Here is a 24,971-nt window from a genome sequence, read left to right as displayed (position 1 = left end):
GGTACGCCTGCAAGCAATGGCATTCGATTTGCTTGTCCATCGACAGCCCGGAGCGCACGTCCACGGGTAAGATATGCGCAAACTCACTGACCTTTGTAGAAGGTTCCTGAGTGAACGAAACCCGCCGAAGCGTCCAGCCGCGGAAACTCACTCGTGACTCTCGACTGCCGTAGAAATGCCCACGACCAACGACGACGCACTGGCGCTCGCGCTGCTGGAAATCAACCCGTCCGCATGCGCCATTCTTGCCCGGGATCTGTCTGTCATTGCGGGTAACCGGCACTTCGTCGAACGCTTTGGCGAGCCTGCGCCGGGGCGAGTATCGGAAGAAATTCTTTCACTTCTCTTGAAAGACGATCCTGCTTCGTCGAGGGATGAGTGGGGCGCCCGCGTGTCCGCCGTCGCAACCGAAGCTCTGCGGACGATGCAGCCTGCGATTGTGGTCGTGCCTGCATCCACCGCTTCGACGGCGGAACACGGGGCAGCCTGGACGCTGGAGTTCCGTCCGCTCCCGCAGCGCACGAATGCCGCTCGAGAACCCGCCGTGCTGCTCGTCGTAAAGCCGTCCGGCGCACATCCGGCGTTGATGGACATCGAGACCGCGCTGGCGGGATATCGCATGCTCTCAGAGGCAATGCCGATCATTCTGTGGACGGCCGGGCCTGATGGCCTGCTCGATCACATGTCGAGCGCGGCATTGCGCCATACCGCCGCGGAACAGCCGCTGCTCGGACGCTCATGGGAGACGTTGACTCACCCGAACGATCGCGAAGCGACGGTTCAACGATGGGCGGCATCCGTGCAGGACGGCACGGACTATGTCATCGATCATCGGCTTCGTCAGCCGGACGGAACGTATCGCTGGATGCGGTCGCTCGCGACGCCGCTCAGGGATAGCGAAGGCGCGCTGGTTCGCTGGCTCGGCGCGACCATCGACGTCAACGAGCCCAAGAACATCGAGCTGGAACGCTTGCGGCTCGAATCGCGATATCGCGCGCTCGTGACGGTGGCGAGCACCATCGCCTATGTGTGCGACGAAATCGGCCGCTTCGTGATTCCGCAGCCCTCGTGGGAAAGCTATACCGGGCAGCCGTGGGAAAAGCATCAGGGCCACGGATGGATTGAAATGATCCATGAAGCGGACCGCGCGCTGGCTCAGGCCGCGCTCGAGCGCGCCGTCAAGACGGATCAGCCCTATCGTGCCGACGTGCGACTGTGGCATGCGGCGTCTTCGACGTTCCGGCGGTGTCAGGTTCGCGCGGCGGGCACGCGCGGCAAGGACGGTGATATCTACGAATGGGTCGGCATGATCACCGATGTCGAAGAAACGCTACGCACCGCACAGAGCCTGCGCGAGGAACGCGAACGTCTGGACTTGTCGATCGAAGCGGCGGAGATCGGGACGTTTCATTGTCCGATTCCACTGAGCCGAATCATATGGAATCCGAAATGTAAGGAGCATTTTTGGCTCGCACCCAACGCGGATGTCGACCTGGAACTGTTCTATCAGATCGTTCATCCGGAGGACAGGTAAAAGACTCGCGTGGCCATCGAGCGGGCCGTCAACCAAGGCATTCCCTACGATATCGAATACCGCACGGTTTCTCCGGCCGGCGACGTTCGATGGATTCGCGCGAAAGGCCGCACCCACGTCGATGACGACGGCCAGCCGGTGCGATTCGACGGCATCACCATCGATATCTCACATCAGAAGAGCCTGGAAAGCGAGCGCAACCGGCTGCTGGCGAGTGAACGGCTTCTGCGCCTGGAAGCGCAGCACGCGAGCAGCCTGAAAGACACGTTTCTCGCGACCGTATCGCATGAATTGCGCACGCCGCTCAACGCGATGCAATCGTGGAGCTATCTTCTCCGTCACGAGAGCGCCAACGCGGAGCTGCGCGCACGCGGGATCGACGCGATCGACCGGAACGTGAAGTTGCAGGCTCGCCTCGTCGATGACCTGCTCGACCTGAGCCGCATCGCGGCGGGGCAGCTTCTCATCGAGATGGAGAAGGTCGATCTCGTGCCGCTGCTGGTGTCGGAAATGGACGACGTGGCGCTGGAGGCGGTGGCGAAGGAAATCAATATCGTTCATGAGCTTCCCGAATCGCTCGTGATAGAAGGCGATTCAACGCGACTCAGTCAGGTCTTCTCGAATCTGCTCGGTAATGCACTCAAATACACGAAGCCGGGTGGCCGCATACGCATCGACGCACGCAGAAAAGGGGACGCTGCCGAGATCGAGGTCGCCGACACCGGCGAAGGAATTCCGGCGTCCTTTATCGAGCGCGTGTTCGAACCGTTCGCGCAGGCTTCGAACGCGCCGGCGACGACGCGCGCGTTCGGCGGACTCGGGATCGGCCTGGCGATAGCGAAAAGCATCGTCAATCTGCATGGCGGTTCCATCACGGCGTATAGCGGCGGTGTGGGGCAGGGTAGCGTTTTCACGGTGTCGCTGCCGTCCAAGATCAACGACGATGCGCGATCCGGCGGCGTCTCGTTGCATGCTGCTTCGTCATCGGCTCGCGATGTGCTCGACAGTCTCGACATTCTGCTGGTCGAAGACGAAGCCGACGCGCGCGATGCAATGACCGCCGTGCTGGGTTCCGTTGGCGCGCAAGTGTGCGGCGCGGAATCGGCGTCGGCTGCGCGGACTTGCCTCGCGACGCGGCAGTTCGACGTGGTGCTGTCGGACATCGGGATGCCGCACGAAGATGGTTACTCGCTCATGCAATCATTGCGGCAGGCGGGGCATCGGACGCCGGCTATCGCGGTGACCGCCTTCGGCAGCGCGGACGACAAAGCGCGTGCGTTGCAGGCGGGGTTCGATCTGCATCTGTCGAAGCCCGTAGATCCCGCCCGTCTTTTCGATGCGATACGGAGCGTGATCTCCGAATCACGGATGAGCGAGCGGCAGTGATAGTTGGATCGTCGGCATGTTGCCGCAGTCGAGCCAGGCGTCGGATGGTGCGTTGGGTTCTTCGATGAGCGCAGACCGCTGCGATTGCGTGCGTTGCTGCGCGCGGCGCTTTCGAACAGGCCGCATAAACGGTGGAACGTCTGCAACAGCGAATGCTGATCCAAATCACTTGCAGCGACGCTTTCGAGCGCGCGCTACTTCTTGCGTCGGCAAATGGATCGAACATCGGCGCATTGCCGCCGAGCGCGACTTCCGGCAGCCGGTGGCCGTTAGTTCTCCATTGACTGAGAGCGCCTATTGCGCTGCCGAAATGCGACCGTGATGGCTTCGGCGCCGGTTCGTGCTCACGAGCCGCCAACGCGGAACTCGACGCGCGTGGATCAGGCTCGCCCCGCCGAGCGGCACTGCCCGCGAACGGAGCAAACATTTAAAAGTGATAAAAATGAAAGAGTCGACGAGGCGCGTCAAATCGCCGATTTTGCGGCCGAGGTCGATGCAGCTTGACTCTGCAGGCTTCAAGGCCTAACAAGATGCGACAATCGACTCGCTCAAAAAAATGATAAAAATGAAAGTGAAACAGCCAGACGCGCTCTCGATCAGCTATACTGTCGTTTATGTTCTGCGGATATCGGCGGAACGTTTGCTCTCTCAGGTTCTGGCACGGCCCTCGGAATGGCCAGAACTTTCAGGCCGGCTCAATGAGCCGGCTTTTTTTTGCCTGCTGCTCGTGCATCCCGTTTAGTCGCCGTTGCAAATCATCGACCGTAATAACGATATTGCGAAAAACGATGCGACGTTGGAACCGGTTCCAGGCTATCCTGCCCGCGCAGCGCTGGAAACAACCGTGTTTCGGCCAGCTAGAACCTGAGAGAGAGCCGAGGATCACAAGCCAACGGCCAGCGCTGCATCTTTCGAAGGCAGCCGCACGCGCCGCTGCCTTCGTGCTGTGATGCTCAGACTTGCGCCTGACCGCCGTCGACGAACAGTTCCGCGCCGTTCACGAAGCTCGCATCGTCGGACGCGAGGAACAGCGCAGCCGATGCGATTTCGTTCGGATCGCCGACGCGCCCCATCGGAATGCGCGACGCCAGATAGTCCAGCAAGCCTTGCTGCTGCGTCTCGTCCGGGCCTGCGAGTTCGACGAGTCCGGGCGTCTTCGTCGCACCGGGGCTGATGGTGTTCACACGGATGCCGCGGTCCTTCAGATCGAGAATCCAGCTTCGGGCGAAGTTGCGGATCGCAGCCTTCGAAGCCGAATAGACGCTGAACGCCGCCGTCCCTTCGATGGTCGTCGTCGACCCCGCGAGGATCACGGATGCGCCCTTCGACAGCAGCGGCAGCGCCTTCTGCACGGTAAAGAGCGTGCCCTTCACGTTGCGGTCGAAGGTGTCGTGATAATGCGCCTCGGTGATCTCGCCGAGCGGCAGCATGCTCCCGCCGCCTGCATTGGCGAAGAGCACATCGAGCCGGCCCTTTTCCCCGCGAATCTGCTCATAAAGTGCGTCCAGTTGATCGAGCTTCGACGAATCGACGCGCACGCCGGTCGCTGAGCCGATCGCGTTAATGGCCGCGACCGCTGCATCGAGTTCGGCTGCGCGACGGCCCGTGATGTACACATGCGCGCCTTCCGCTGCGAACCGCTTGGCGGTTGCGAGGCCGATGCCGCTGGTGGCCCCGGTGACGAGTGCGATCTTGCCTTCGAGCTTGCGTGCCATGGTGTTGCTCCTTGTGTGTCCGGTTGAAGTGTCATGTCGTGAAGCGATGTGAGAAGGATATCGACGGCCACGTCCTTTCGAAATAGAATCGTCTGCAAACCATCGTTGCAGAAATGAAATGACGAAGCTACCGGATTTCGAGGGCCTGGCGATGTTCGCCAAGGTGGCCGAAGAGGGCTCGTTCGCAGCGGCTGCCCGCGCGATGGGCGTCTCCGTCGCGACGGTATCGCGCGGCGTGGCGAGGCTGGAAGATCGGCTGGGCGCGAGGCTGTTCAATCGAACATCGCGGCAACTGGCGCTGACCGAGTTCGGCGGGACTATCGCGGAGAAGGCCGGCGACATTTATCGGCAGGCCGAGGAAGCGGAGAGCGTCGCACGCGAGATGTCGGTACAGCCGCGCGGATTGGTTCGTCTCGCCGTGCCGATGTCGTTCGGCTTGCGCTGGGTTGCGCCGCTGATGCCCGCGTTCTTCCGGGCGTATCCGGAAGTCTCGGTCGACTTGCATTTGTCCGATGCGACGGTCGACATCGTCGCGCAAGGTTTCGATGCGGCGCTGCGGATTGCCGCCTTGCCGGATTCGTCGCTGGTGGCGAGGCGCTTGTGCCCGGTGTCGCAACTCGTCGTCGCGTCGCCGGACTATCTGGAGCGATACGGCCGCCCGGCGCATCCGCGCGACCTCGCGGGCCGGCCGTGCCTTTCCTACGCTTATCGCGCGGGCAACCCAGTGTGGCGCTTCACGAACGATGCCGGCGAAGAAGAGCCGGTTACGCCGACGGGACCGTTGCGCGTCACGAACGCCGATGCGCTTCTGCCGATGCTGCTCGATGGACTCGCCATTGCCGAGCTGCCCGAGTTCATCGCGGGCGAATATCTCGCCGATGGCCGTCTCGAAACGATTCTGACCGATTGGCGGCTGACGCGAGGCGGCCTGTACTTCGTCACGCCATCGGCGAGGGCGCGTCCGGCGAAGGTGACGGCGCTCGGCGATTTCTTCGCGGCGCATCTTTCCGAGCCTGCGTGGCTGCCGCACCGCTGACCACTGACCACGCCGATCACGCTCAGTGCTGCCGAGGATGCGCCAGAAAGAATCGCAGCATGGCGGCGCTGGCATCGGGACCGGTGGGATCGGTATAGGAGCCGCGTGAACTGCCGCCTGACCACGCATGCGGCGCGCCGTGTATCGTCCAGAACTCCGCCCGCGTGCCTTCAGGCGACACCAGCTTGCGCACCGTGTACTTGCGCGCACTCACGATGTCGCTTGCGGGCGCGGCGGACGCGGCCGTGTCGACGCTGAAGCCGCGCAGGATCGCATCGGCGTTTGCATGATGGACGGTGCTATCCGCATCGCCGTGGAAGACGATGAGCGGACAGCGCGACGGCTGCGTCATCTTCGCGTGCCCGGGACGCTGGCCGCCGCGCATCGCTGCGAGCGCGGACGGAAGATCGTGCGCCGATCCGGCAGCCAGTCCCGAATGCACGCCTGCCGCAGCGTACAACTCCGGATAGGTCTGCGCGAGTATCGCCGCCATCGCGCCTCCCGCCGATAACCCCGCGACATACACACGCTTTGGGTCCACGCTATGACTCGCCATGACTTCACGCGTGATGCCCGCGATCAAGGATGGCTCGCCGCGCTCGCGCGCCTGATCGGCGGGTTTGAACCAGTTCCAGCACTTCGACGGATTCGCCCCTTGCGGCTGGATCGGATAGACGACGATGCAGCCGTGCTCGTCCGCGAGTGTGTTCATTTGCGTGCCGGCCGCGAAATCGTCGGCGTCCTGCGTGCAGCCGTGCAGCATGACGATGAGCGGCACCGGCTCGCCGCGATATCCGCTCGGCACGTAGAGCTTGTAATCGCGCTGCCCGGCGGCATTCGCGTAGCTTTTCCGGCTGAAATGTCCGCGATCCTCGACTGCAGTATCCGTTTCAGTCCGCGTCTTGTGAAAGCGGCCGAAGGGCGTCGTATCGACCTTCGCCCGTTCGGGACGTTGCGCTTGCGGCGGCTCCACGTGCGTGGATTCGCCGCTTAACGCGCGCCGGATGAGATCGGTGGCGGCGGCGGGGTCGTGTTCCTTGAAGCGTGCGAACGCTTCTTTCATCGAGTCCAGAAAGCCTTCATTGAGTTTCATTGTGAGGTCCGTTGTTTGTTGGCGTGCATGGCGGCGCTAGCGGATTCGACCCGCGAGCGCAGCTTTGACAGCCGCTGGTGCGTGCAATGCGCCGCGCACCAGAATGGAATCGATCGTGGCCAGCGCGAGCTCGGGCGTCACGTCGGCGGCAATGCTGGCAAGTCCCAGCACTTGAATCTTGAGTCGCTCGTTCGCGGCGCGGATCGCTTCGAGATCGCGCTTTGAGAAGTACTGAAGGCCCAGCACCAGTTCGCGCCGCGTCACCGTTTCCCGAACGACGACCGCGTGAACCGACAACTGGTTGCGAATGGCCGTGCGAATGAGGTCCGTCCGGTTCGAGTAAAAGCCTTCTTCGACGAGCAAGTCGATCTGGCCCAAGTCCACCGGGCCGAGATTGATCGTAATTTTTTCCGTTTCGCCGCCGCGTGAGCGTGACGATTCGGGCGTATCCGTCTTTTCCATATTCCGGTTTTTCCATCCGCTCACCATCCAATGGGATGGTTATAGGCTTATAAATCGTCGATGTCAATCGAATTTGCGTTGCGCGCCTCGATGCTGGCGGGCAGATAGAGCGACTGCGGCACCTAACTCGACGACACCCGGAACCTTGACTTTCCCCGCCTTTGCGCGCGAGCATGACTGACTCGTGCGATCCGTTTAACACCGGCCGAATTACTACGTACTCCATACATCATTGCCTCGCGATGAAGCAGTGCTCCTCCCCGCCGCGGCAACAGATACGTCTATGCATGGCGAGCGATGGCGCGCGCATCGCTTACGCGACGTGCGGTTCCGGGCCGCCGCTCATCAAGGCGGCGAACTGGCTGAGCCATCTCGAGCTGGACTTCTCTAGCCCGGTGTGGAGCCATCTGATGCTGGAGCTGTGCCAGCATCACACGTTGATTCGCTACGATCAGCGCGGCTGCGGCCTCTCTGATAGAGACGTCGCCGATATCTCCTTCGATGCGTGGCTGCGCGATCTGGAAACCGTCGTCGACGCATGCGGCATCGAGCGTTTTCCATTGCTCGGCATATCGCAGGGCGCATCGATCGCCGTCGCGTATGCGGTGGCGCATCCAGAGCGCGTGACTCATCTCGTGTTGCACGGCGGCTATGCGAGGGGACGCCTCAAGCGCACGAACGATCCCGCCCTGCACGAGGAAGCGGAAATGCTCGTGCGTCTCGCTGAGATAGGCTGGGGCAAGAGCAATCCCGCGTTCCGCCAGTTCTTCACCACGCAGTTCATACCGGGCGGCAGTCCGGAACAGCATCGCTGGTTCAATGAGCTGGAACGCATGACCACGACGCCGCGCAACGCGGCGCGCATCATGCGCGTCTTCAACGAGATCGACGTGTTCGATCTGTTGCCCAAGGTGGAATGCCCAGTACTGGTGCTTCACGCAAGCGGCGATGCGCGCGTCCCGTTCGACGAAAGCCGCCTGATCGCAGGGATGATTCCCGGTGCGCGCTTCGTCCCGCTCGAAAGCGACAATCATCTCGTGCTCGAAGCCGAACCCGCCTGGCAGCGATGGCGCGATGAAGTGCGCGGTTTTCTTCCGGCGTTGACCGCGCCCGATCCCGCTTTTGCGATGCTGACGCCGCGCGAGCGGGACATCGTCAAATTGCTTGCGGGCGGCCGCGACAATGCGCAGATTGCCGCGCGGCTCGCATTGAGCGAAAAGACCGTGCGCAATCATCTCACCAGCATTTTCTCGAAGCTCGAAGTCGATAGCCGCGGACAGGCGATCGTGCTTGCGCGCCGCGCGGGCTTCGACGACGTTTCTTCGTAGACCCGACCTGGCCGGGACACGTGTCCCGCTTTCCCGCGTACTGCGCGCCTCATCCCGGCATCGACCGGGACGCGGGACTCATGTTTTCGCGCATGCGTCTGCCCAGAATGATCTCCAGACGGTGGCGCAACGCTTTCTTCCTTCTTCCGCCGAACCGTCCTTTATCTTCCGACAGACAGTTCACGGAGTATGTTCATGAAAGCCTTTAGTCCTCAAGCCGCCCAGCAACGCTATATGAAATGCATCGAAGCATCGCGCCGCATTCGCTGGGACATCGACCGGGACGTATTACGCGGCCGTCAATTCGACCCGTTGCACAAGTTCATGCCCGAAGGACTGAGCGAAACGGAACGCCTGCCGTTTCTCGATGACGCCGAGCGCCGCCTGATGTCGCAGATTCAGGGCCGCACCTACACGAACATGTTCGGGCTGATCGAGCGTTTCATCGGCGCGAAGATGATCGAACTCGGCCGTGAACACGCGCTCGCCAATCAGACCGCGTTCGAGGCGATCGTGCGATTCACCGATGAAGAGCTGAAACATCAGGAACTGTTCCGCCGTGTCGATGCCTTGGCTGCCGCCGTCATGCCCCACGGCTATCGCTTCACTGCCAGCGCCGATGACGTCGCCGCGCTCGTGCTGACGAAGTCGACGTGGTCGATTCTTGCGCTGACCTGCTGCATCGAAATTGTCACGCAAGTGCATTACCGGCAGAGCATGGAAAGCGACAGCAACATGTCGCCGCTTTTCAAGGACATCTTTCTGTTTCACTGGCAGGAGGAGTCGCAGCACGCGATCATCGACGAACTCGAATGGCTGCGTGAAGACGCGCGCATCGACGAAGCCGCGCGTGATGAGGCCGTCGGCGATCTGATCGATCTGGTCTGCGCAATCGACGGCCTGCTGCAGACTCAGGCAGCAGCCGATGCCCATTGCTTCCTCTCGATGCTCGACCGCGCGTTGTCCGACGATGAAGAAGCCCGCGTCTGCGCCGGCGTGCTGGATGCGTATCGCTGGCAATACATCATCTCGGGCGTCGAGGCGCCGCGCTTCGCCGAGGTGCTGACGGGCATGGTAAGTGACGCACAAGGGCAACGGCTTGCCGCGGCGCTCGAACCGCTGCACGCCCGGACGCTCATTTGCGGCACGGATGTCTTCGCGCAATCGTGATGGCGCAAGCCGGATCACACGACCAGACGGTGAATACCATGATCATGTTCTTGATTTATCTGCTGAACGCCTGGCTCGACGCGATCGAGCGCAAGCGGTGCGATGCCTACGTCTCCGAAGCGACGGATCTTGCCGACGTTGAAAGGCGCATACGAAAGCTCGAAGCAGGGGACGTGCTTCCTTGATTCTTCGAAGCAAGCCTTTCGACGACGCATGCGCCACGCCGGACACAGAAGCCGGCGGCGCATGCATTGACCGCGGGGGCCATCACGCGCTCATACCGTTTCCGCTTGCAGATAGCGTTTGACTTCAGGGTTCGTCACGAAGCTCGCAGCGGACGAGGCCACCAGTATGTCGCGGGCTTCTTGCGGCTTCGCAATGGCGAAGCCCTGTACATAGTCGACGCCCAGTTCCTTCAGCGCATCGAGCGTTTGCAAATCCTCGACCCATTCGGCGATGCTGCGCATGCCGAGATTGCGCGCGAGATTGATGATCGCTTCGACGATCGCGATATCGGCGGGATGGTTGCACATCGTGCGCACGAACTCGCCATCGATCTTGAGCGCATCGGCCGACAGCTTCTTCAGATAGCGCAACGATGTCTGACCCGCGCCGAAATCGTCGATGGCGATTTTCGCGCCCATGTCGTGCACGCGTGCGATGAAACGCTCCGTATGCTCGAGGTCGTGCAGCGCGACGCTCTCGGTGATCTCGATGCACAGGTAATGCACGATGTCCTCGTAGCGCGAGAACAGCGCGAAGAGTTCGTCGAGGAAGTGCTCGTCGTTGAGCGAGCCGCCGCTCAGGTTCACGCACACGAAGCGCGTTCTTGAGAGCGATGCGCGGTTCTCGCTCAACCAGGCGAGCGTCGTCGCGAGTACCCAGCGGTCGATCTGTACGATCGTGCCCGAGTCCTCGGCGGCGGCAATCAGCTTGCCGGCAGTCGCGACCGCGCCATCCGCGGTGCGCAGGCGCAACAGCATTTCGAAATCGAGCGATTCTCCCGGCGCCTGCATCGACATGATCGGTTGCATGACGAGGAAGAGTCCGTCTGGCAGGCGGCTTTCTCCGAGCGCTTCGATGAGGCTGATTTCGGCGGCGCGTTCCTCGAAGGCGGGCGCACCCTTGCGCAATGCGACGAGCCGTGCGTTGCCGCCGCGCTTCGCGGCGCGGCATGCGCGGTCCGCGTAGGCGAGAGCGTCCTGGCCGTATTCACCCTGCGAGCATTCGACGACGCCGATCGATCCCCTGACCTGGAAGGCGCGTGTATCGACGAGGAAGGGTGCCGCGTTCAACGCGGTGACGAGTTCCTTGCAGCGCGCGATCGCGTCGTCGATCTCCATGTCGGCAAGCACGCACACGAACTCGTCGCCACCGATGCGCCCGATCGGCACATGCGAGCCAAGGCGCTCGACCAGACGCGCGGCGACATGCCGAAGGATCTCATCGCCCGTGCTGTGGCCGAACAGATCGTTGAACACCTTGAAGCGGTCGAGGTCGAGATACGCGAGCGCCCATGCGTCGCTCTGTTCGCATTGACGGGCGATGGCGTGTTCGATGCCGCGCCGGTTCAACAGCCCGGTGAGCGGGTCGTGTTCGGCGAGGAAGTGCAGGCGCTCGACGGCTTTCGAGCGGTCCGTGACGTCTTCCAGCGAGCCTTCGATGAAGCCCTTCGCGCGAATGGCTCGCAGCGAGTAGCGGCGTCCGTCGGTTGTCGTGCCGGGCGCGCCCTCGATTTCAATCGACGCCGATTCATCGCCTTCCAGCAGTTCGTTCAACGCGCGCTCGGCGCCTTGCGCGAAGTAGTCGGCCCAGCGATGCGAACCGTCCTGCGCATGCGGCAAGCCGAGCATCGCGTGCAGCGCGGGATTGGCGCGCACGAAGCAATGCTCCTCGTTCAACGTGAAGAGGCCGATGGGCGTGACATCGTAGGTATTGCGCAGCTCGATCTGCATCTGACGGCGGCGTTCGCGCTCTTCGCGCATGCGTTCAGCGATTGCGAACGCGCACAGCATGCTCGACGACAGCGCCGTCAAGACGGGACTATGCGCGCCTGCGAGGCCCTTGAAGCCGAACGCCGCCTCCAGCACTTCCGACAGCGTCGCGAAGAGCACGATGCCCATCGACGCGACATACCACAACACCGTGCGCGATCTCGCCTTGAAGACGAGCTGCGCGAGAAAATACGTGAGCACCACGATGCAGAAGCTCGCGCTCGCCCACAGCACAGGAATGAAGTGGGCGTAGCTCAGCATGAAAGCAGCGACCATCAGAATGCAGCCGCCGTATCGGACTGCGTGCAGAGTCCAGCGCAGGCCGATTGCTTTCAGTTCGCGGCGGAACAGTTCGACGAAGAGCGTCGCAGTCAGGATGTAGTACGACGCGAACGTGAATTCGCGCAGAAACTCGATATGGCCCGGCGGAATGAGGCGGCCCATCCATTCGGTATCGAAACCCATTGCGTTGGCCGTCAAGCGCAGATTGCCAACGAGCCATGCGGCAAAAATGACGTACGTCCATTCGTGATTGATGATCGCCGTCACGAACACGAAGATCGCAAGCGTGAGCAGGCCGCCCGTGATCAGCGATGCGCCCTGTTGAAAATCGAGTGTGGTTTCTTCGAGCTTGTCGCGGCTCAGTGCGGTCGCGGTGATGTACGCGGGTCCGGAGAATGTGCCGCGGCAAAGAATGGGGGTGTCGCGCGTTTGCGCACTGAGTTTCAGCGCAAAGCCCGCCTTGTTGAAGCGGATGTCGCCGTGCGTGCCGTAGCGGTCGCCGGCGCCGAGAAGGGCAGGGGCAGGGGCCGTGCTCCAGCAGGATATCGTTTGCGCGTGCCGCGACGGAAGGTCGATGAACGCGGGTACGCTGGTATTGTTTGCGGGCGCTTCGAGCAGAAACCAGAACGGCGTTTGCGCGAGATGGGTGCTGAAACGCGCAGTGGGCGCGATGGACGAGCTATCGCGCAGGCGGGCGATGGCATCGGCGGGCCGCAGCGTCGCGGCCGGATCGGCGATCACGTGGAAGCGAAGCGGAACGGTGCCCGTCGTGTCGAACTGACGCGGCGCCCAGAACATGACCGCGATGGTGCCGAGCGCAATCACGAACGGCGCTACGTATACGGAGAACCGCAGGAACGCCCAACTCGTCAGCCGGTCCCGAAACGTCCACTTATCGCTTGTCATTTAGTGCCCTTTCCTCCTTGACTACCGCTTTCATCTCGTGGATCGAGATGCTACGACAATCGACAGCGGCCACGCGAGTGCGTCGCCGCCGACGATCATCGGTACGCTCGTTATGCACGGGCGTACGTTTGCTACGTTACGCTTCGCTCAGCGATTGCAGCCCGCTGTATTCCACGCCATCCGCTTGATCCGGCCTCGACGCGACGGTGACATCGATGTCGACATGATTCGTTTCGAAGAAGAAGCCGTAGAACGAGTGATTGACCGCAGCCCAACGCTGGCGGACCAGCGCGACCGGCTTCGCCATCACCCGATGCGGCATGCCGCCGACGTGCGTCATCGGCAGGAATTCGTTCTGGCCATACACGTCGTTGAACAGCATCGCCTCGTACTCCCGGTCGAGCGGTGAACGCGCGGTAATCAGCATCCAGTCGATATCGTTCTCAACGCAATACATGTAATACGCCTTGCACAGCGCCACCTTGACCATCCGGCCGATTGCGCCGCGTGCGACGCCGAGCCGCGTCGCCTCGGCAAGTCGCGCCTGATTCAGCCAGTCGGGCAGGCGGACGGATTGCTCAACCGCCAGCGGTCCGAACACGTTCGTCTGAATCCGCATCGTACCGAGCGGACCTCCGTCCAGCCGCGATTGCGCTAGCAGCACGACCGTGCCGGGCGCGGCATCGAGCGCCTCGACGTCCATCGTTTCTGCGAATTCCGGCAGGTGACGCCCATAGGCGGCCCGGCGCATTTCGACGGCTTTCGAGAGTTCTGCCTGATCACTCACGATCTTTATCGTAAACGGCAATCTTTCCGTTTTCTTGACTGTGCTTGGCGCCAAGTCTTGTTCGAGCGACGTGAAGCCCAGATGTTGCGTGAGAAGTGCTGAGTCGATGCGGTCCATTTTTTATCCCGTGGATTAAAGAAAGAAAAAAGTGCGCCGCTTTAGGGAATAAGGTTGGCCCCTAAACGCGACGACCAAGATTCTCACGAACGTACGGGACGTGATGTGTCCCGGCCGGCAAGCCGGGAGTGTCGTGTCGACGGAGCGAGTAGCTTTTACATGAGTATTTACGAGTTCCTTTTTTCCTTAGCGAGAGCAGGCAAAAGTCAAGGCGTTTCTTACCGATACGACACGAAGTCGCTAGCGTTCGTGCGTTGCTGGTAGTCTGCGGCCTTCGTATTCAAGACGCCGGATCTCTGACACTGGACCGGCTGCAACTCAATCCGCTATGCACATAGGCAGATAATGAACCTGAGTTTGAAACGGGACCCGCGATCACTGGCCGTCCTTCTGGCAGGCCTCGGGCTTTACGGCGCGAGCGCGTGCGCTCAGTCGTCAGTGACGCTTTATGGACTCGTGGACACGGCGCTGCGCTACACGACTCATGCCGACACGTCCGGCAATGACCGCCTGCAACTTTCGAACGGCGGCCTGAGCGAAAGTCACTGGGGCCTGCTTGGTTCCGAGGACATTGGCGACGGCAACAGCGTCGTTTTTCAATTGGAGAATCGTTTTTTCCCGAATAGCGGGACGAATGACCCGGCTTATCCTTTTTTTAATACGGCTTTCGTCGGCCTCCGGTCGTCGACTTTCGGACGGCTGACGCTCGGGCGGCAAGTCAATCCGCTTGCGACGGCCGTCCTGCGCACCTATGTCACCAATGCCTGGCTGCCGACGGTTTATGTTTTCCGGCCGGAGGTCGGCATGGCGCAGGGCGTCTGGACCAGCAACATGGCCAAATACACGGCGCGCTGGCAAGACGTCACGATGGAACTCTCGTATGCGTTCGGCGGCGTTGCCGGGGCATATGGCGCGGGGAGCCAGATTGGTGCATCGGTATCCTACGTGCCGGGCTGGCCGTTGCGGCTGGCTGCGGGCTATCTCGACACGCGCGACGCCGTGAACAGTTCAGCCCACATGAAGTCATGGACAGCGGGCGGAGCCTATACGTTCGGCAACACATTGGTGAACGCGGGATGGGCGGTGAATCGCGAGGACGGTGGGTATGTAGGCAACGCGCCGAACGGCCCCTATACGCCCGCGCTGTTGACGGCGCTGGGATTCACGCAATTTTCATCGCGGCAAATGTTTTTTGGCGGGGTAACGCAGTTGATTGGCACGCGCACACACGTGTCAGCCAACTTCTGGCGCACGCTTCAGGATGGCAAGAACGCAAGCGGAGACGGCAACGCGACGCAGTTCCAGGTGGTGGCCGATCACGGCATATCGCGCCGCACCGACGTCTATGTCGAAGCCGATTACTCGCTCTATCGAGGCGGCCTGATCGGTGCGCAATTACAGGGCGTCAGCGGATTGAGCGCAGCGAACGGATCGACCCAACTGTCCGTGATGACCGGCCTTCGGCATAGCTTCTGAGCATCGAGCGATGACTTCATCGGACCAGGATATCGAGCGTTGCGTTTTTGAATTGCTCGGCCGGCGCGCGGCAACTGCATCCATTTGCCCTTCGGATGTCGCGCGCGAACTCATTCCCGACGATGAAAGCGAATGGCGCAAGCTGATGCCCGTAATACGGCAAGTCGCCGCGCGGCTGGCGCGAGAGGGACGCATTCTGATCACGCAAGGCGCGGTGACGTTGTCGCCGGAGTCGATCGATCGCGGTCCGATCCGCTTGCGGCGCGGCCCTCGATTTCCTACGACTTGATGGCTCGCTCAACCACCCGCTATCCGATAGCTTCCCGTCTTCTTTCCGACGAAGTTGAAGGTTCCCTTGTCGGCGGGCAGTGGCTGAACCTGCTGCCAGTCGAGTTGCCCTTCGATGCCTTTGTATTTACCCGTCCCTGAGCCAAGGACCGCTTTTCCTGCAATGGTGCCCGCCTTGTGACTGAACGTCTCGACGAACTTGTCGCCGTCCTTGTCGGTGAAGACGCAGAATCCGTTCGCCTCGCCGCCGCTGAATCCGGATTCCACACAGCGCGCAATCACGTTCTGCATCAAGGGCGTCTTGACGTTATTGGTGAAGGCCATCGTCGCTTCATACAAGTAGACGACGTCCTCGCCGCCGGCCGGTATCGCGCTGATGTCGCGTCCGAGAGCCGTGAAAGTCACATCGATAGGGCCTTGCTTCGGGATCGTCTGCGCCGATACGGCGCTTGCCGCAAAGAGCACGATTGTCGAAGCTCTCACCAGTTTCTTACTTAAAAGGCACGTCTTGCCTTGCATGACGACACCTCCGAACATTAACCCCGACAAATTGCTGCGTTATGCTTATCGATCGTTCGGTTTCCTTAACGGGAAGATAAAGCAAAGTCGCCGATGCATACGGTTATAGGGCTTTCAAAGCGAAAGGTCCAGTCATCGGAGAATGATTAGGATGTTTGATGAATGTTCGTTCCACGATTGTGGAATAAGAGCCAAAAGGGCAAAGGCGAAACACTCGTTCCGCCTTTGCCCGAACACAACGTCGCAGACTCAGGTTGCCTTGGCACGCTTCTGCAACTCCGCAGTCGTCTCTCCGCCGCCATTGGGCAGCCAGCCCGGCGGGCGCAACACGAAGCTGACTGCATCGGACACGCTCTTAGCGTTCACCACGTCTTTTGCGAGGCTCGTCCAGTGCTCCGTCTCAACGACGATTGGATTGCGCGATGTAGTCGGCGTGGTCAGTCCATAGCGGCAGGGTTCATCGGCGCGTTCTTCGACATACGTGCCGAACAGTCGATCGAAGACGATCAATACGCCGCCGAAATTCGCATCCAGATAAGCCGCATTCGACGCATGATGCACGCGATGCGATGAAGGCGTGTTGAGCACGTATTCGAGCCAGCCGAGTTTCGGAATCCACGTGGCGTGCAGCCAGAACTGATACAGCAGGTTGATCGACAACGCGGCGAGCACCACTTCCGGCTTGACGCCGAACCATACGAGCGGCGTGAAGAACATCGCGGCGCCCGTGATCTTGTTCGTCCAGCCGAGCCGGTACGCGGAAGAGAGCGTCAACTGGTTGGGCGAGTGATGCACTGCATGCGTCGCCCAGAAGAAACGCATGGTGTGCGAAGCGCGGTGATACCAGTAGTAACAGAACTCCATGCCGATGAAGAGCATCAGCACGGTCAGCGGCGTGTTGCCCGTCACCGTGTGAATGCGATGCTCCCACGCGAACGCGAACACCGGCGTCGCGAGTGAAAGCGGCAAAAACGCAAGCAGCTTGCGGCCGACGAGATCGGCGAGGGAGATCCAGACTTCGTGCCAGTCGAATGCGCGCGCGGTGCCCTTGTGAACGCGGCTGAGAATCAGCGCTTCGAGCATCGACGCTCCGAGCACGATGATGAGCACGTACATCGATAACTTTCCGATCATTTCCATGATGTCGCCATGAGTGGGTTGCGGATGAACGCAACTGTAGTGATGGCGCCCGTTAAAAACCACGCAGCATTTGTTTCGCGAGATGTCGCGGTGTGGGCGTCGACGCGCCGAACCTGACGAAAGGCTTGTCCCCGTCGCCCGTCCTGTATAACATTGCGAATAATTCCTATTTACTAACGGGCGTCGAATGACTGCAGCCGCGCGCAAATTTCCTTTGAAGGCAGTGTCAGCATGAGGCCGGTGCTCGTCCGGCTGCACCGCTGGTTTGGCGTCGCGACCGCGCTGTTCCTTTTCGTGTCGGGGCTGACCGGGGCGATCATCGCGTGGGATCACGAGATCGACGCGATGCTCAATCCGTCGTTCTTCCAGGCGCGCACCGACGGCGCGCCGCTGGCGCCGCTCGAGCTAGCGCGGCGCGTCGAAGCAGCCGATCCGCGCGTCGAGGTCACGTATCTGCCGCTCGGCGTCGAGCCGGGGCATGCCGCGCAGATCATGGTCTGGCCGCGCACGAATCCGTCGACGGGCGCCCCGTATGCGGTCGACTACAACCAGATCGCCGTCGATCCTGCCACCGGCGAAGTGCAGGCGCGGCGCATGTGGGGCGCGGTGTCGCTCGCGCGCATCGATCTGATGCCGTTCCTCTACAAGCTGCATTACACGCTGCATTTGCCGGTGCTCGGCGGCTTCGATACCGGTACGTGGCTGCTCGGCATCGTCGGCATCATCTGGTTTTTCGACAGCGGCATCGCGTTCGTGCTGTCGTTCCCGAGCGTGAAGGCGTGGCGCAAGTCGCTTGCGTTCCGCTTCCGTCGCGGCGGCTATGCGCTGACCTTCGATCTTCATCGCTCGGGCGGCGTGTGGATCTGGGCGCTGCTGCTGATGATGGCGCTCACGTCCGTTTCGATGAATCTCGCTGATCCGGTCGTGCGGCCCATCGTGTCCGCGTTCTCGAAGCTGTCGCCGTCATTCCTCGAAAACGCTGATCTGGTGCGCCCCGCGCCAACGAGCCAGCCTCCCGCGACACGCGCGCAGATCATTGAAACGGCGGCCCGCGATGCGAAGCGCGAGAACATCTCCGAGCCGATGGGTGCGCTCTACTACGCCCCTGCGATGCAGGCGTACGGCGTCGGCTTCTTCGCGCCCGGTCACGATCACGGCGATGGCGGTCTCGGCAACGCGTGGCTGTACTACAACGGTCACACGGGGATGCTCGCGGGTTCGTCGATCCCGGGCCGCGGTTCGGCCGGCGACATCTTCATGCAGGCGCAGTTTCCGCTGCATTCGGGGCGCATCGTCGGGCTGACGGGTCGGATTCTGATCAGCGCGGTCGGCGTGGCAGTGGCCATTCTGAGCGCGACGGGCCTCATCATCTGGATGCGCAAGCGGGCGGCGCGCCGGCACTCGGCCGCCGCGGCGGACGCTCGCGCGGCGCGAGGGCGGTCGTTGTCGTCGTGACGCGCAGGGCTGAACGCGACAGCGCGAGACGGAAGCTCGGCGGAAGCGGGCGTGCGCGGGCATTTCAATACCGGCCCCGTGTCGCATTTCGTGACGGCGGGCGCGTCGATCGTGCGCGTCGATTCGATGTCGGCTTATACGTTCGCCTGCGCGTTCCCGACGAGTCTCTATGACACGCCGCAGGTGCCGTATCCGGCGACCACGCTGTCCGCCGGCAATCTCGCCGATCCGGGCACGACGGCGCTCAATCTGATGCGCAGCGCGTCGGTGTCGGACACGCTCGGCCTTCTGAACGATCGCGTGCTGTTCACCGTCGGCGCGCGTTATCAGGAATTGCACACGAACACCTTCGATTACACCGGCAAGCAGACGCGCGCCTATAACGATTCGATCACGACGCCGTTGTTCGGGCTCGTCGTCAAGCCGTGGCAGAACATGGCGTTCTTCGCGAATCGCAGCGAGGCGCTGGCTATCGGCGATTCCGCGCCGAACACGGCGTGTCTCGAACCGGCGGCGTGCTTTTTTTGGCCTCGTGACCGCGCTACGCCGCATCGGCGAGCGGTATAAACTTAGATGTATATGACTCGCGCACGATGCGCCCACACCGTCATCATGGAACCGACCTCGAGTAAAGAACCGTCCCGCAGGCGCTTGTCGGCGCGCTCGCTCAATGTCCTCTCGGCGCTGGTCGGCATCGGCACGCTGGCGCTTGGCATCGGCTGGCTGATCTACAACTGGACGGTGAATCTGGAAGTGCCGTACTTCGCGATTCCGCTCGTGCTGACCGTGCCCGTGATCGCCGCCGTGGCGTTCCGGAACATGTGGGATTAGGGAAGTACGAAAGAGGGACCAGAAAAGCAAATCGCCGCGATGAACGCGGTGATTTGTTTTACAGCATATGCGTTGGTAGGCTCGATTGGACTCGAACCAACGACCCCCACCATGTCAAGGTGGTGCTCTAACCAGCTGAGCTACGAGCCTGTTGAGCCGCGGATTATAGAGACCCCCGACCGGATATACAAGCCCGTGCACGAAGAATCTTCAGACGGCTCACGCACTCACACGCTCACGCAGCGAAAGCCCGCATACACGTACTGGTAATGCCCCTGGAACCAGTTGCGGAAGCTCGGCCGGAGCATGCACGCTGCCGTGCGCGGTGAGCCGCCCTTGATGATGAAATGCTTGCCGTCGAAGAAGTTCGCCGAATAGCCGAGATAGAACGGGAAGGGCTTGAAGCCATCCAGCGGGCCGAATGTCGTCGATGTCCATTCCCAGCCGTTGCCGAACTGCCCCTCGACGCCGAACGCGCTGCGGTTCTCGGGATGCGCCTGCACCGGAGTCGGGTCCCAGCGGCGGAAATCGAAGTTGCCTTCCGCGACGTGCGGCGCGCCCGTCGCCGCGCGTTGCCACTGCGCTTCGGTCGGCAGCGTCTTGCCCGCCCAGCGCGCATAGGCGCTGGCCTCCGCATGGCTCACGTACACCGGCCAGTCGAGCGGAAGCGGCATCTCTTCGAACATCGTGCGCAGCTTCCAGCCGGCATCGGCTTCGTCCGCGCCGGCTGCTTTGTCGTCGGCCTCGTCGCCCGGAATCCAGAAGGCCGGATGCGCAATGCGATGCCGTTCCTTCCACGCCCAGTCGGCGTCGTTCCAGAAGTCGCGATTCCAGTAGCCGCCTGCATCGATGAAGCGCAGGTAATCGCGGTTCGTGACCATGTAGCGGTCGATATCGAACGCCGGCACGTCCACGTGCATTTCATCGAACTCGTTGTCCCAGCCGAATCGCCCGCTCGCGCGGGAAAGACCCAGCGTGACCGTGCCTTCGGGAACGTGCACCGTCTCGTGTACGAGCGGGCGGTCCGAGGTCCGCTCGGATGCCGCGTTCGCCGGTGCAATTTTTCTGTCGACCGGCAATTGATGCAGCATATAGGCAAGCGTTTCGGCATGCATCAGCCGATGCTCGATCGCGACTTCGAGCAGCTTCACGGGCGGTTCGTCGGCGGACGCAGGTTCGGCGACGAGCCTCGTCGGATCGAAGCGCGCGTCGATGTCCGCGCGCACTCGCATCTTGTAGGCCTGTACATCGTCGAGGGAGGGCCAGTCGCCCGGCTGATCGGTCGGCAGGCCGCCATCGACGGGATCGATGCCGAATGCGAAAAGCTGATCGTAGGCGGGATCGGCGTTCGGCAGGTCGAAGAGGCGCTTGTCGAACAGATTGCGGTCGAAAGCCTCCAGATGGCCGATATAAAAGACGATGCGATGCCGTTCAGCGATCGGCCGATCGTAGAGATGCTCGCGCCTGACGATGTCGAAAAGTTCGTCCGTCACGCGGCGCGCTTCGGCGAGCCGCTCCAGCAAGAGATGACGCAGGGATGGTTCGCGATTCATTTCGCTCGGTCTCCGGTGCAAGCCGCAAGCATTGCATAGGATTCGAGCAAGCGCCAAAACGCCTGCCCGGTTGCATGAAAGAGCTAGTGTGTAGCGAAGTCCGTGCCACGCGCGCCGAACGCGGCGTTTGTTCGGGCGCGCCGAACAAACCGCCGCGCGCTCGCGCGATTGTCAGATGCCGCGCAGTCCGTCGAAATCGCGGATGCGGATGGATTTGCCCTGCGCCTCGATGAGCCCGAGCTTGTCGAAGCGCGACAGCGTGCGGCTTACCGTTTCGAGCGTCATGCCGAGATAGCTGCCGATGTCGTCGCGCGTCATGCGCATGGTGAACTCGGCGGTGGCGTATCCGCGCCGCGCGAGCCGCGCCGACATGTCGAGCAGCAGGCGCGCGACGCGCTCGTCGGCGCGCAGCATGCCGAGCCGCACGACGTGTTCGGCTTCGCGGTTGATCGCCTGGCTCATCATGCGATGCATGCGCCGTTGCAGCGAATCCGTCTCGCGGCACATGCGCTCGAAGAGCGCGTACGGCACGACGCAGACGGAGCTGTCTTCCAGCGCGACGGCGTCGCACGTGTGGCGGCCATCGCCGATGCCGTCAAGGCCGAGCGCATCGCCCGCCAGCAGCAGGCCGGTCATGCGCTCGCGTCCGCCGTCGCGGCTGCCGTCATTCGTGACGACGGTCTTGAGCGAACCGGAGCGCACCGCGTAGAGCGAATCGAACGTGTCACCGGTGCGGAAGAGCGCATCGCCGCGACGGATCTTGCGCGTCACGGAGATGATGTGTTCCAGCTTGGTGACGTCCCGGGCGCAAAGGCCTTCGGGCATGCACAGATGGCGCATTGCGCAGCTGGAACAGTGCGCCGCTTGCCGCCGGGGAAGGATCGGATCAGACATGGCGAGCTCGGATTCTTGATGGATGACAAATTGATTGTCCCATAGCCCGCCTGCCCGACCGTGCGGAAAAATGCCGCGCCTCCGCTGCTTGCACAATCTTTACATCATGCGGTAGAGGCGTCGTCCGAATTCGTTGCCGCCGAGGGAATCAAGAGCACCGGCAAGCTGGCTTGCCGCAGGCAACGCTCCGCAACGCTGCCGAGAATCATCCTTTTGAAGCCCTTGCGGCCATGCGTGCCCATCACGAGCAGATCGGCGTTGAATGCGCGCGCGGCGCGAATGATGAGCGAAGCGACATCGTCGCTGACGGTGGCTTCGACGGTTACGACGTCGCCCGCGACGCCGCGCGCCTTCATCGCTTCGGCGGCTTCCCGCGCCACCGTCGCGCCCTGTTCGGTCAGGCCCTTCTGCAGCACGGACGGATCGTAGCCGGGCACGTCCATGTACAGCGGCCCGCTCTCGACGACGTAGTACGGCTGGACGACGGCCTGATGCGTGACGGCGAGGTCGAGCGCGGCGTCGAAGGCGTGCTGGGACGTGCGGCTGCCATCGATGGCGACGATGATGCGTTTGAACATGGCGTGTTCCTCGTGCAATGAAGTGTCGGGCGCAGCGCCGCCGGTGCCTGGCGCGGGCGCTTGCCTCGCGGCGATGCGCGCTTTGCAGCATAACGCGCAGCCGTTGCCGCGAGACCGCGCAATTTTGCGATGAGTCGATCTGTCGCAAGCGACGCCGTACAATCCTTGATTCCACCGACTCAGCGCCCGCTTAACACGCCGCATGACCGACGACCGCACCACCGAACCCCAGCCGCACGCACTCGCGTTCCGAACCGCCCTTTACGCGATGCTCGGCATCGGGCTCGTCAACATGCTGGTGGCGCTGGACCAGACGGTGGTGAGCACGGCGCTGCCGTCGATCGTCGCGGAACTGCACGGCTTCGAGTATTACGCGTGGATCGCGAGCGCCTACCTGCTGGCATCCGTCGTCACCGTGCCGGTGTTCGGGCGGCTCGGCGATTATTTCGGCCGCAAGCGGTTCGTCATCGCGGCGGTCGTCACGTTCACGCTTGCCTCGGTTTTGTGCGGACTCGCGCCGAACATGCTGTTTCTGGCGTTGTCGCGCGGACTGCAGGGCGTGGGCGGCGGAATGATGGTCGGCACCGCGTTCGCCGCGATCCCCGATCTCTTTCCCGATCCGCGCACGCGCGTGCGATGGCAGGTCGTGCTCGCGGCGGCGTACGGCATCGGTACGGCGGCCGGGCCGTCGCTCGGCGGATGGATGAGCCAGCACTGGGGCTGGCGTTCGACGTTCCTGATCAACCTGCCGGTGGGCGCGGCGGCGCTGTACTTCATCTGGTCGCATCTGCCGAACCTGCACCGGCCGCGCGAAGGCGCCGTAAAAATCGACTGGACCGGCGCCGTGCTCGTCGCGCTCGTGCTGGGCGGCTTTCAGGCGCTGATCGAATCTGTGCCGAAGTCGGGGCTGTCGGGCGGCAACATCGCGCTCGGTTGCGCGGTGATCGTCGGCGCGGCGGCGCTCCTCGTCTGCGAGCGGCGCGCAACGCATCCGATCATCCCGCTGGATATCTTCCGCGATCCGCATCTCGTCACGCTGTTCACGCTGTCCTTCATGGCGGGCTTCGTGATGTTCTCGCTGATCTTCTTCGCGCCGCTGCTGCTGCAGGGCGGCTTCGGGCTTTCGCCGCAGGAAGCGGGGCTGCTCGCCACGCCGATTGCCGCGTGCATCGCGCTCGGCAGCTTCATCAATACGCGGATCGTCATCCATTTGCGCAAGCCGACGATGATCCTGTCGATCGGCTTCTCGCTGCTGGTGCTGGCGTCGGTCGGGCTGTCGTTTGCGCGCGTGTCGACGCCGCACCTGTGGATCGAATTGCCGATGGCCGCCGTCGGCATCGGGCTCGGCTTCGTGCTGAACAACATGAACGTATTCGGGCAGGAGATCGCGGGGCGCGAGCGCTTCGGCATCACGACGGCGCTGCTGCAATCGACGCGCATGGTCGGCGGCATGCTCGGCACGAGCATCGTCGGGACGATCGTCGCGCATCATTACGCGAGCGTCGTCGAGCGCACCATCAGCGTGCTCGGCGCGACGGCATCGGCGCAATGGCAGCCGCGTTTCGTCGATCCGCGCATTCTCGTCGACGAAGCATTGCGCGATACGCTGCTGCGCGATCTGGGCTCGGCCGGGCTCGACGCGCCCGCGCTCTTCGACGCTGCCCGCGATGCGCTCGTGCAGTCCGTGCATATCGGCACGATGCTGACGGCGGTCGCGGCGCTCGTCGCGGTGTTGCTGGTGCGGCGGATCGGACATATAACGTTCCGGAAGGCCGGCAAGGGCTGACGCCGCGGTGACCGTGCGACGGAACGCATTGGCCGTCCGCGAGTCACTTTGCCAGGCGCGCACCGATCCGGCACACGCGATGCGTGGCCGCATGCCGCATCCCTTGCCGCCCGCTCAGGCACGGGCAGCATCACCAGCACGGAGGTTCACCATGATCATTACCGGAGAAATGCTGATCGGCGCATCGGCCGTGCGGGGCGCCGAAGTTACGCTCCGCGCGTTCGACCCCGCTCGCAACGTCGACCTCGAACCCGTTTTCGGCGGTGGCGGCGCGGCGGAAGTCGACCGCGCGTGTAACCTCGCCGACGCCGCGTTCGATCCGTATCGCCACGCGCCGCTCGAAACGCGCGCGCAGTTTCTCGAGGCGATCGCGGACAACATCATCCTACTGGGCGATGTGCTGATCGAACGCGCGCAGGCGGAATCCGCGTTGCCGAAAGCGCGGCTCGAAGGCGAACGCGCCCGCACGGTCGCGCAGTTGCGGCTCTTTGCGTCGCTGGTGCGCGAAGGGCGCTGGCTTTCCGCGACGCTCGATTCCGCCCAGCCGGATCGCAAGCCGCTGCCCCGTCCTGATCTGCGTTTGCAGAAGATTCCGCTCGGCCCCGTCGCGGTGTTCGGCGCGAGCAACTTCCCGCTGGCGT

General features: G+C 62.6%; 22 protein-coding genes, 1 tRNA gene and 1 pseudogene. 13 read left to right on the top strand and 11 right to left on the bottom strand.

What is annotated here, in order from left to right:
* Nucleotides 1–175 precede the first annotated feature (175 nt).
* Nucleotides 176–1,534, top strand: coding sequence for a PAS domain-containing protein (locus tag BG57_RS32255; RefSeq protein ID WP_052005836.1), 1,359 nt, complete (start codon nt 176–178; stop codon nt 1,532–1,534).
* Between the two features lie 9 nt (nt 1,535–1,543).
* Nucleotides 1,544–2,920: a hybrid sensor histidine kinase/response regulator gene (locus BG57_RS15390; protein ID WP_052005835.1), complete on the top strand. Its 1,377-nt coding sequence runs from the start codon at nt 1,544–1,546 to the stop codon at nt 2,918–2,920.
* 953 nt (nt 2,921–3,873) lie between these two features.
* Here BG57_RS15390 and BG57_RS15385 read toward each other — a convergent pair.
* Nucleotides 3,874–4,635, bottom strand: a complete 762-nt coding sequence (locus tag BG57_RS15385) for an SDR family NAD(P)-dependent oxidoreductase (protein WP_035965887.1) — start codon at nt 4,633–4,635, stop codon at nt 3,874–3,876.
* 118 nt (nt 4,636–4,753) lie between these two features.
* On the opposite strand from BG57_RS15385, the gene BG57_RS15380 reads away from it, so the two are divergent.
* Complete coding sequence (locus tag BG57_RS15380) at nt 4,754–5,671, top strand: LysR family transcriptional regulator (protein WP_035965885.1); 918 nt, start codon at nt 4,754–4,756, stop codon at nt 5,669–5,671.
* A gap of 22 nt (nt 5,672–5,693) precedes the next feature.
* On the opposite strand, the gene BG57_RS15375 is transcribed toward BG57_RS15380, so the two are convergent.
* Complete coding sequence (locus BG57_RS15375) at nt 5,694–6,764, bottom strand: extracellular catalytic domain type 1 short-chain-length polyhydroxyalkanoate depolymerase (RefSeq protein ID WP_035965883.1); 1,071 nt, start codon at nt 6,762–6,764, stop codon at nt 5,694–5,696.
* Between the two features lie 36 nt (nt 6,765–6,800).
* Entirely contained in the window at nt 6,801–7,226 is a 426-nt protein-coding gene (locus BG57_RS15370; RefSeq protein WP_035966093.1) for a CopG family transcriptional regulator, read from the bottom strand.
* Between the two features lie 242 nt (nt 7,227–7,468).
* On the opposite strand from BG57_RS15370, the gene BG57_RS15365 reads away from it, so the two are divergent.
* From BG57_RS15365 to BG57_RS15355, 3 genes are all read left to right on the top strand, one after another.
* Nucleotides 7,469–8,554 (top strand): alpha/beta fold hydrolase, encoded by a 1,086-nt coding sequence (locus tag BG57_RS15365; protein WP_035965880.1) that lies wholly within the window; start codon nt 7,469–7,471, stop codon nt 8,552–8,554.
* 195 nt (nt 8,555–8,749) lie between these two features.
* A complete protein-coding gene (locus tag BG57_RS15360) occupies nt 8,750–9,724 on the top strand; it encodes a hypothetical protein (RefSeq protein ID WP_035966092.1) in 975 nt (324 codons plus the stop codon).
* The gene (locus BG57_RS15355; RefSeq protein WP_035965877.1) at nt 9,724–9,909 is read left to right on the top strand and encodes a DUF3563 family protein; all 186 of its coding nucleotides are present in this window, start codon (nt 9,724–9,726) and stop codon (nt 9,907–9,909) included. Before BG57_RS15360 ends, BG57_RS15355 begins: the two co-directional genes overlap by 1 nt.
* 90 nt (nt 9,910–9,999) lie before the next feature.
* Here BG57_RS15355 and BG57_RS15350 read toward each other — a convergent pair whose 3' ends face one another.
* Nucleotides 10,000–12,906: a putative bifunctional diguanylate cyclase/phosphodiesterase gene (locus tag BG57_RS15350; RefSeq protein WP_052005834.1), complete on the bottom strand. Its 2,907-nt coding sequence runs from the start codon at nt 12,904–12,906 to the stop codon at nt 10,000–10,002.
* A gap of 136 nt (nt 12,907–13,042) precedes the next feature.
* Nucleotides 13,043–13,693, bottom strand: a complete 651-nt coding sequence (locus BG57_RS15345; protein ID WP_229753852.1) for an N-acyl amino acid synthase FeeM domain-containing protein — start codon at nt 13,691–13,693, stop codon at nt 13,043–13,045.
* A 474-nt stretch (nt 13,694–14,167) separates the two neighbouring features.
* Here BG57_RS15345 and BG57_RS15340 point away from each other — a divergent pair, with 474 nt between their 5' ends.
* Nucleotides 14,168–15,286 (top strand): porin, encoded by a 1,119-nt coding sequence (locus BG57_RS15340; protein ID WP_229753853.1) that lies wholly within the window; start codon nt 14,168–14,170, stop codon nt 15,284–15,286.
* A gap of 10 nt (nt 15,287–15,296) precedes the next feature.
* A complete protein-coding gene (locus BG57_RS15335) occupies nt 15,297–15,575 on the top strand; it encodes a DUF3253 domain-containing protein (RefSeq protein WP_035965873.1) in 279 nt (92 codons plus the stop codon).
* An 8-nt stretch (nt 15,576–15,583) separates the two neighbouring features.
* On the opposite strand, the gene BG57_RS15330 is transcribed toward BG57_RS15335, so the two are convergent.
* Entirely contained in the window at nt 15,584–16,093 is a 510-nt protein-coding gene (locus tag BG57_RS15330) for a hypothetical protein (protein ID WP_052005843.1), read from the bottom strand.
* 249 nt (nt 16,094–16,342) lie between these two features.
* Nucleotides 16,343–17,233, bottom strand: a complete 891-nt coding sequence (locus BG57_RS15325) for a sterol desaturase family protein (protein WP_035965871.1) — start codon at nt 17,231–17,233, stop codon at nt 16,343–16,345.
* Between the two features lie 231 nt (nt 17,234–17,464).
* Here BG57_RS15325 and BG57_RS15320 point away from each other — a divergent pair, with 231 nt between their 5' ends.
* From BG57_RS15320 to BG57_RS15310, 3 genes and pseudogenes are all read left to right on the top strand, one after another.
* On the top strand, nt 17,465–18,688 hold the full coding sequence (locus tag BG57_RS15320) for a PepSY-associated TM helix domain-containing protein (RefSeq protein ID WP_035965868.1): 1,224 nt from the start codon (nt 17,465–17,467) through the stop codon (nt 18,686–18,688).
* A gap of 27 nt (nt 18,689–18,715) precedes the next feature.
* Nucleotides 18,716–19,186, top strand: a pseudogene (locus tag BG57_RS15315) (TonB-dependent siderophore receptor); the annotation flags it as partial.
* Between the two features lie 114 nt (nt 19,187–19,300).
* The gene (locus BG57_RS15310; RefSeq protein WP_035965866.1) at nt 19,301–19,519 is read left to right on the top strand and encodes a hypothetical protein; all 219 of its coding nucleotides are present in this window, start codon (nt 19,301–19,303) and stop codon (nt 19,517–19,519) included.
* A 73-nt stretch (nt 19,520–19,592) separates the two neighbouring features.
* Here the strand turns inward: BG57_RS15310 and BG57_RS15305 are convergent.
* The 4 genes from BG57_RS15305 to BG57_RS15290 all read right to left on the bottom strand — a co-directional run bounded on the left by BG57_RS15305 (nt 19,593) and on the right by BG57_RS15290 (nt 22,544).
* Nucleotides 19,593–19,669 (bottom strand) — tRNA-Val (locus BG57_RS15305).
* 77 nt (nt 19,670–19,746) lie between these two features.
* The gene (locus tag BG57_RS15300; RefSeq protein ID WP_035965864.1) at nt 19,747–21,072 is read right to left on the bottom strand and encodes an SUMF1/EgtB/PvdO family nonheme iron enzyme; all 1,326 of its coding nucleotides are present in this window, start codon (nt 21,070–21,072) and stop codon (nt 19,747–19,749) included.
* Nucleotides 21,073–21,243: 171 nt separating this feature from the next.
* Nucleotides 21,244–21,966: a helix-turn-helix domain-containing protein gene (locus BG57_RS15295; RefSeq protein WP_063934938.1), complete on the bottom strand. Its 723-nt coding sequence runs from the start codon at nt 21,964–21,966 to the stop codon at nt 21,244–21,246.
* A gap of 104 nt (nt 21,967–22,070) precedes the next feature.
* Nucleotides 22,071–22,544, bottom strand: a complete 474-nt coding sequence (locus tag BG57_RS15290; RefSeq protein ID WP_035966087.1) for a universal stress protein — start codon at nt 22,542–22,544, stop codon at nt 22,071–22,073.
* 268 nt (nt 22,545–22,812) lie between these two features.
* Between BG57_RS15290 and BG57_RS15285 the strand changes: the two genes are divergently transcribed.
* Together BG57_RS15285 and BG57_RS15280 are read left to right on the top strand one after the other, a co-directional pair.
* Nucleotides 22,813–24,330: an MFS transporter gene (locus tag BG57_RS15285; protein ID WP_035966086.1), complete on the top strand. Its 1,518-nt coding sequence runs from the start codon at nt 22,813–22,815 to the stop codon at nt 24,328–24,330.
* A 151-nt stretch (nt 24,331–24,481) separates the two neighbouring features.
* On the top strand, nt 24,482–24,971 hold a 490-nt coding region (locus BG57_RS15280; RefSeq protein ID WP_035965861.1), incomplete at its 3' end, for an aldehyde dehydrogenase family protein.

Source organism: Caballeronia grimmiae (assembly GCF_000698555.1).
Taxonomy (GTDB): Bacteria; Pseudomonadota; Gammaproteobacteria; order Burkholderiales; family Burkholderiaceae; genus Caballeronia; species Caballeronia grimmiae.
Note: the sequence above shows the minus strand (reverse complement) of the source record. Positions and strands in the feature narration are given on the sequence as shown.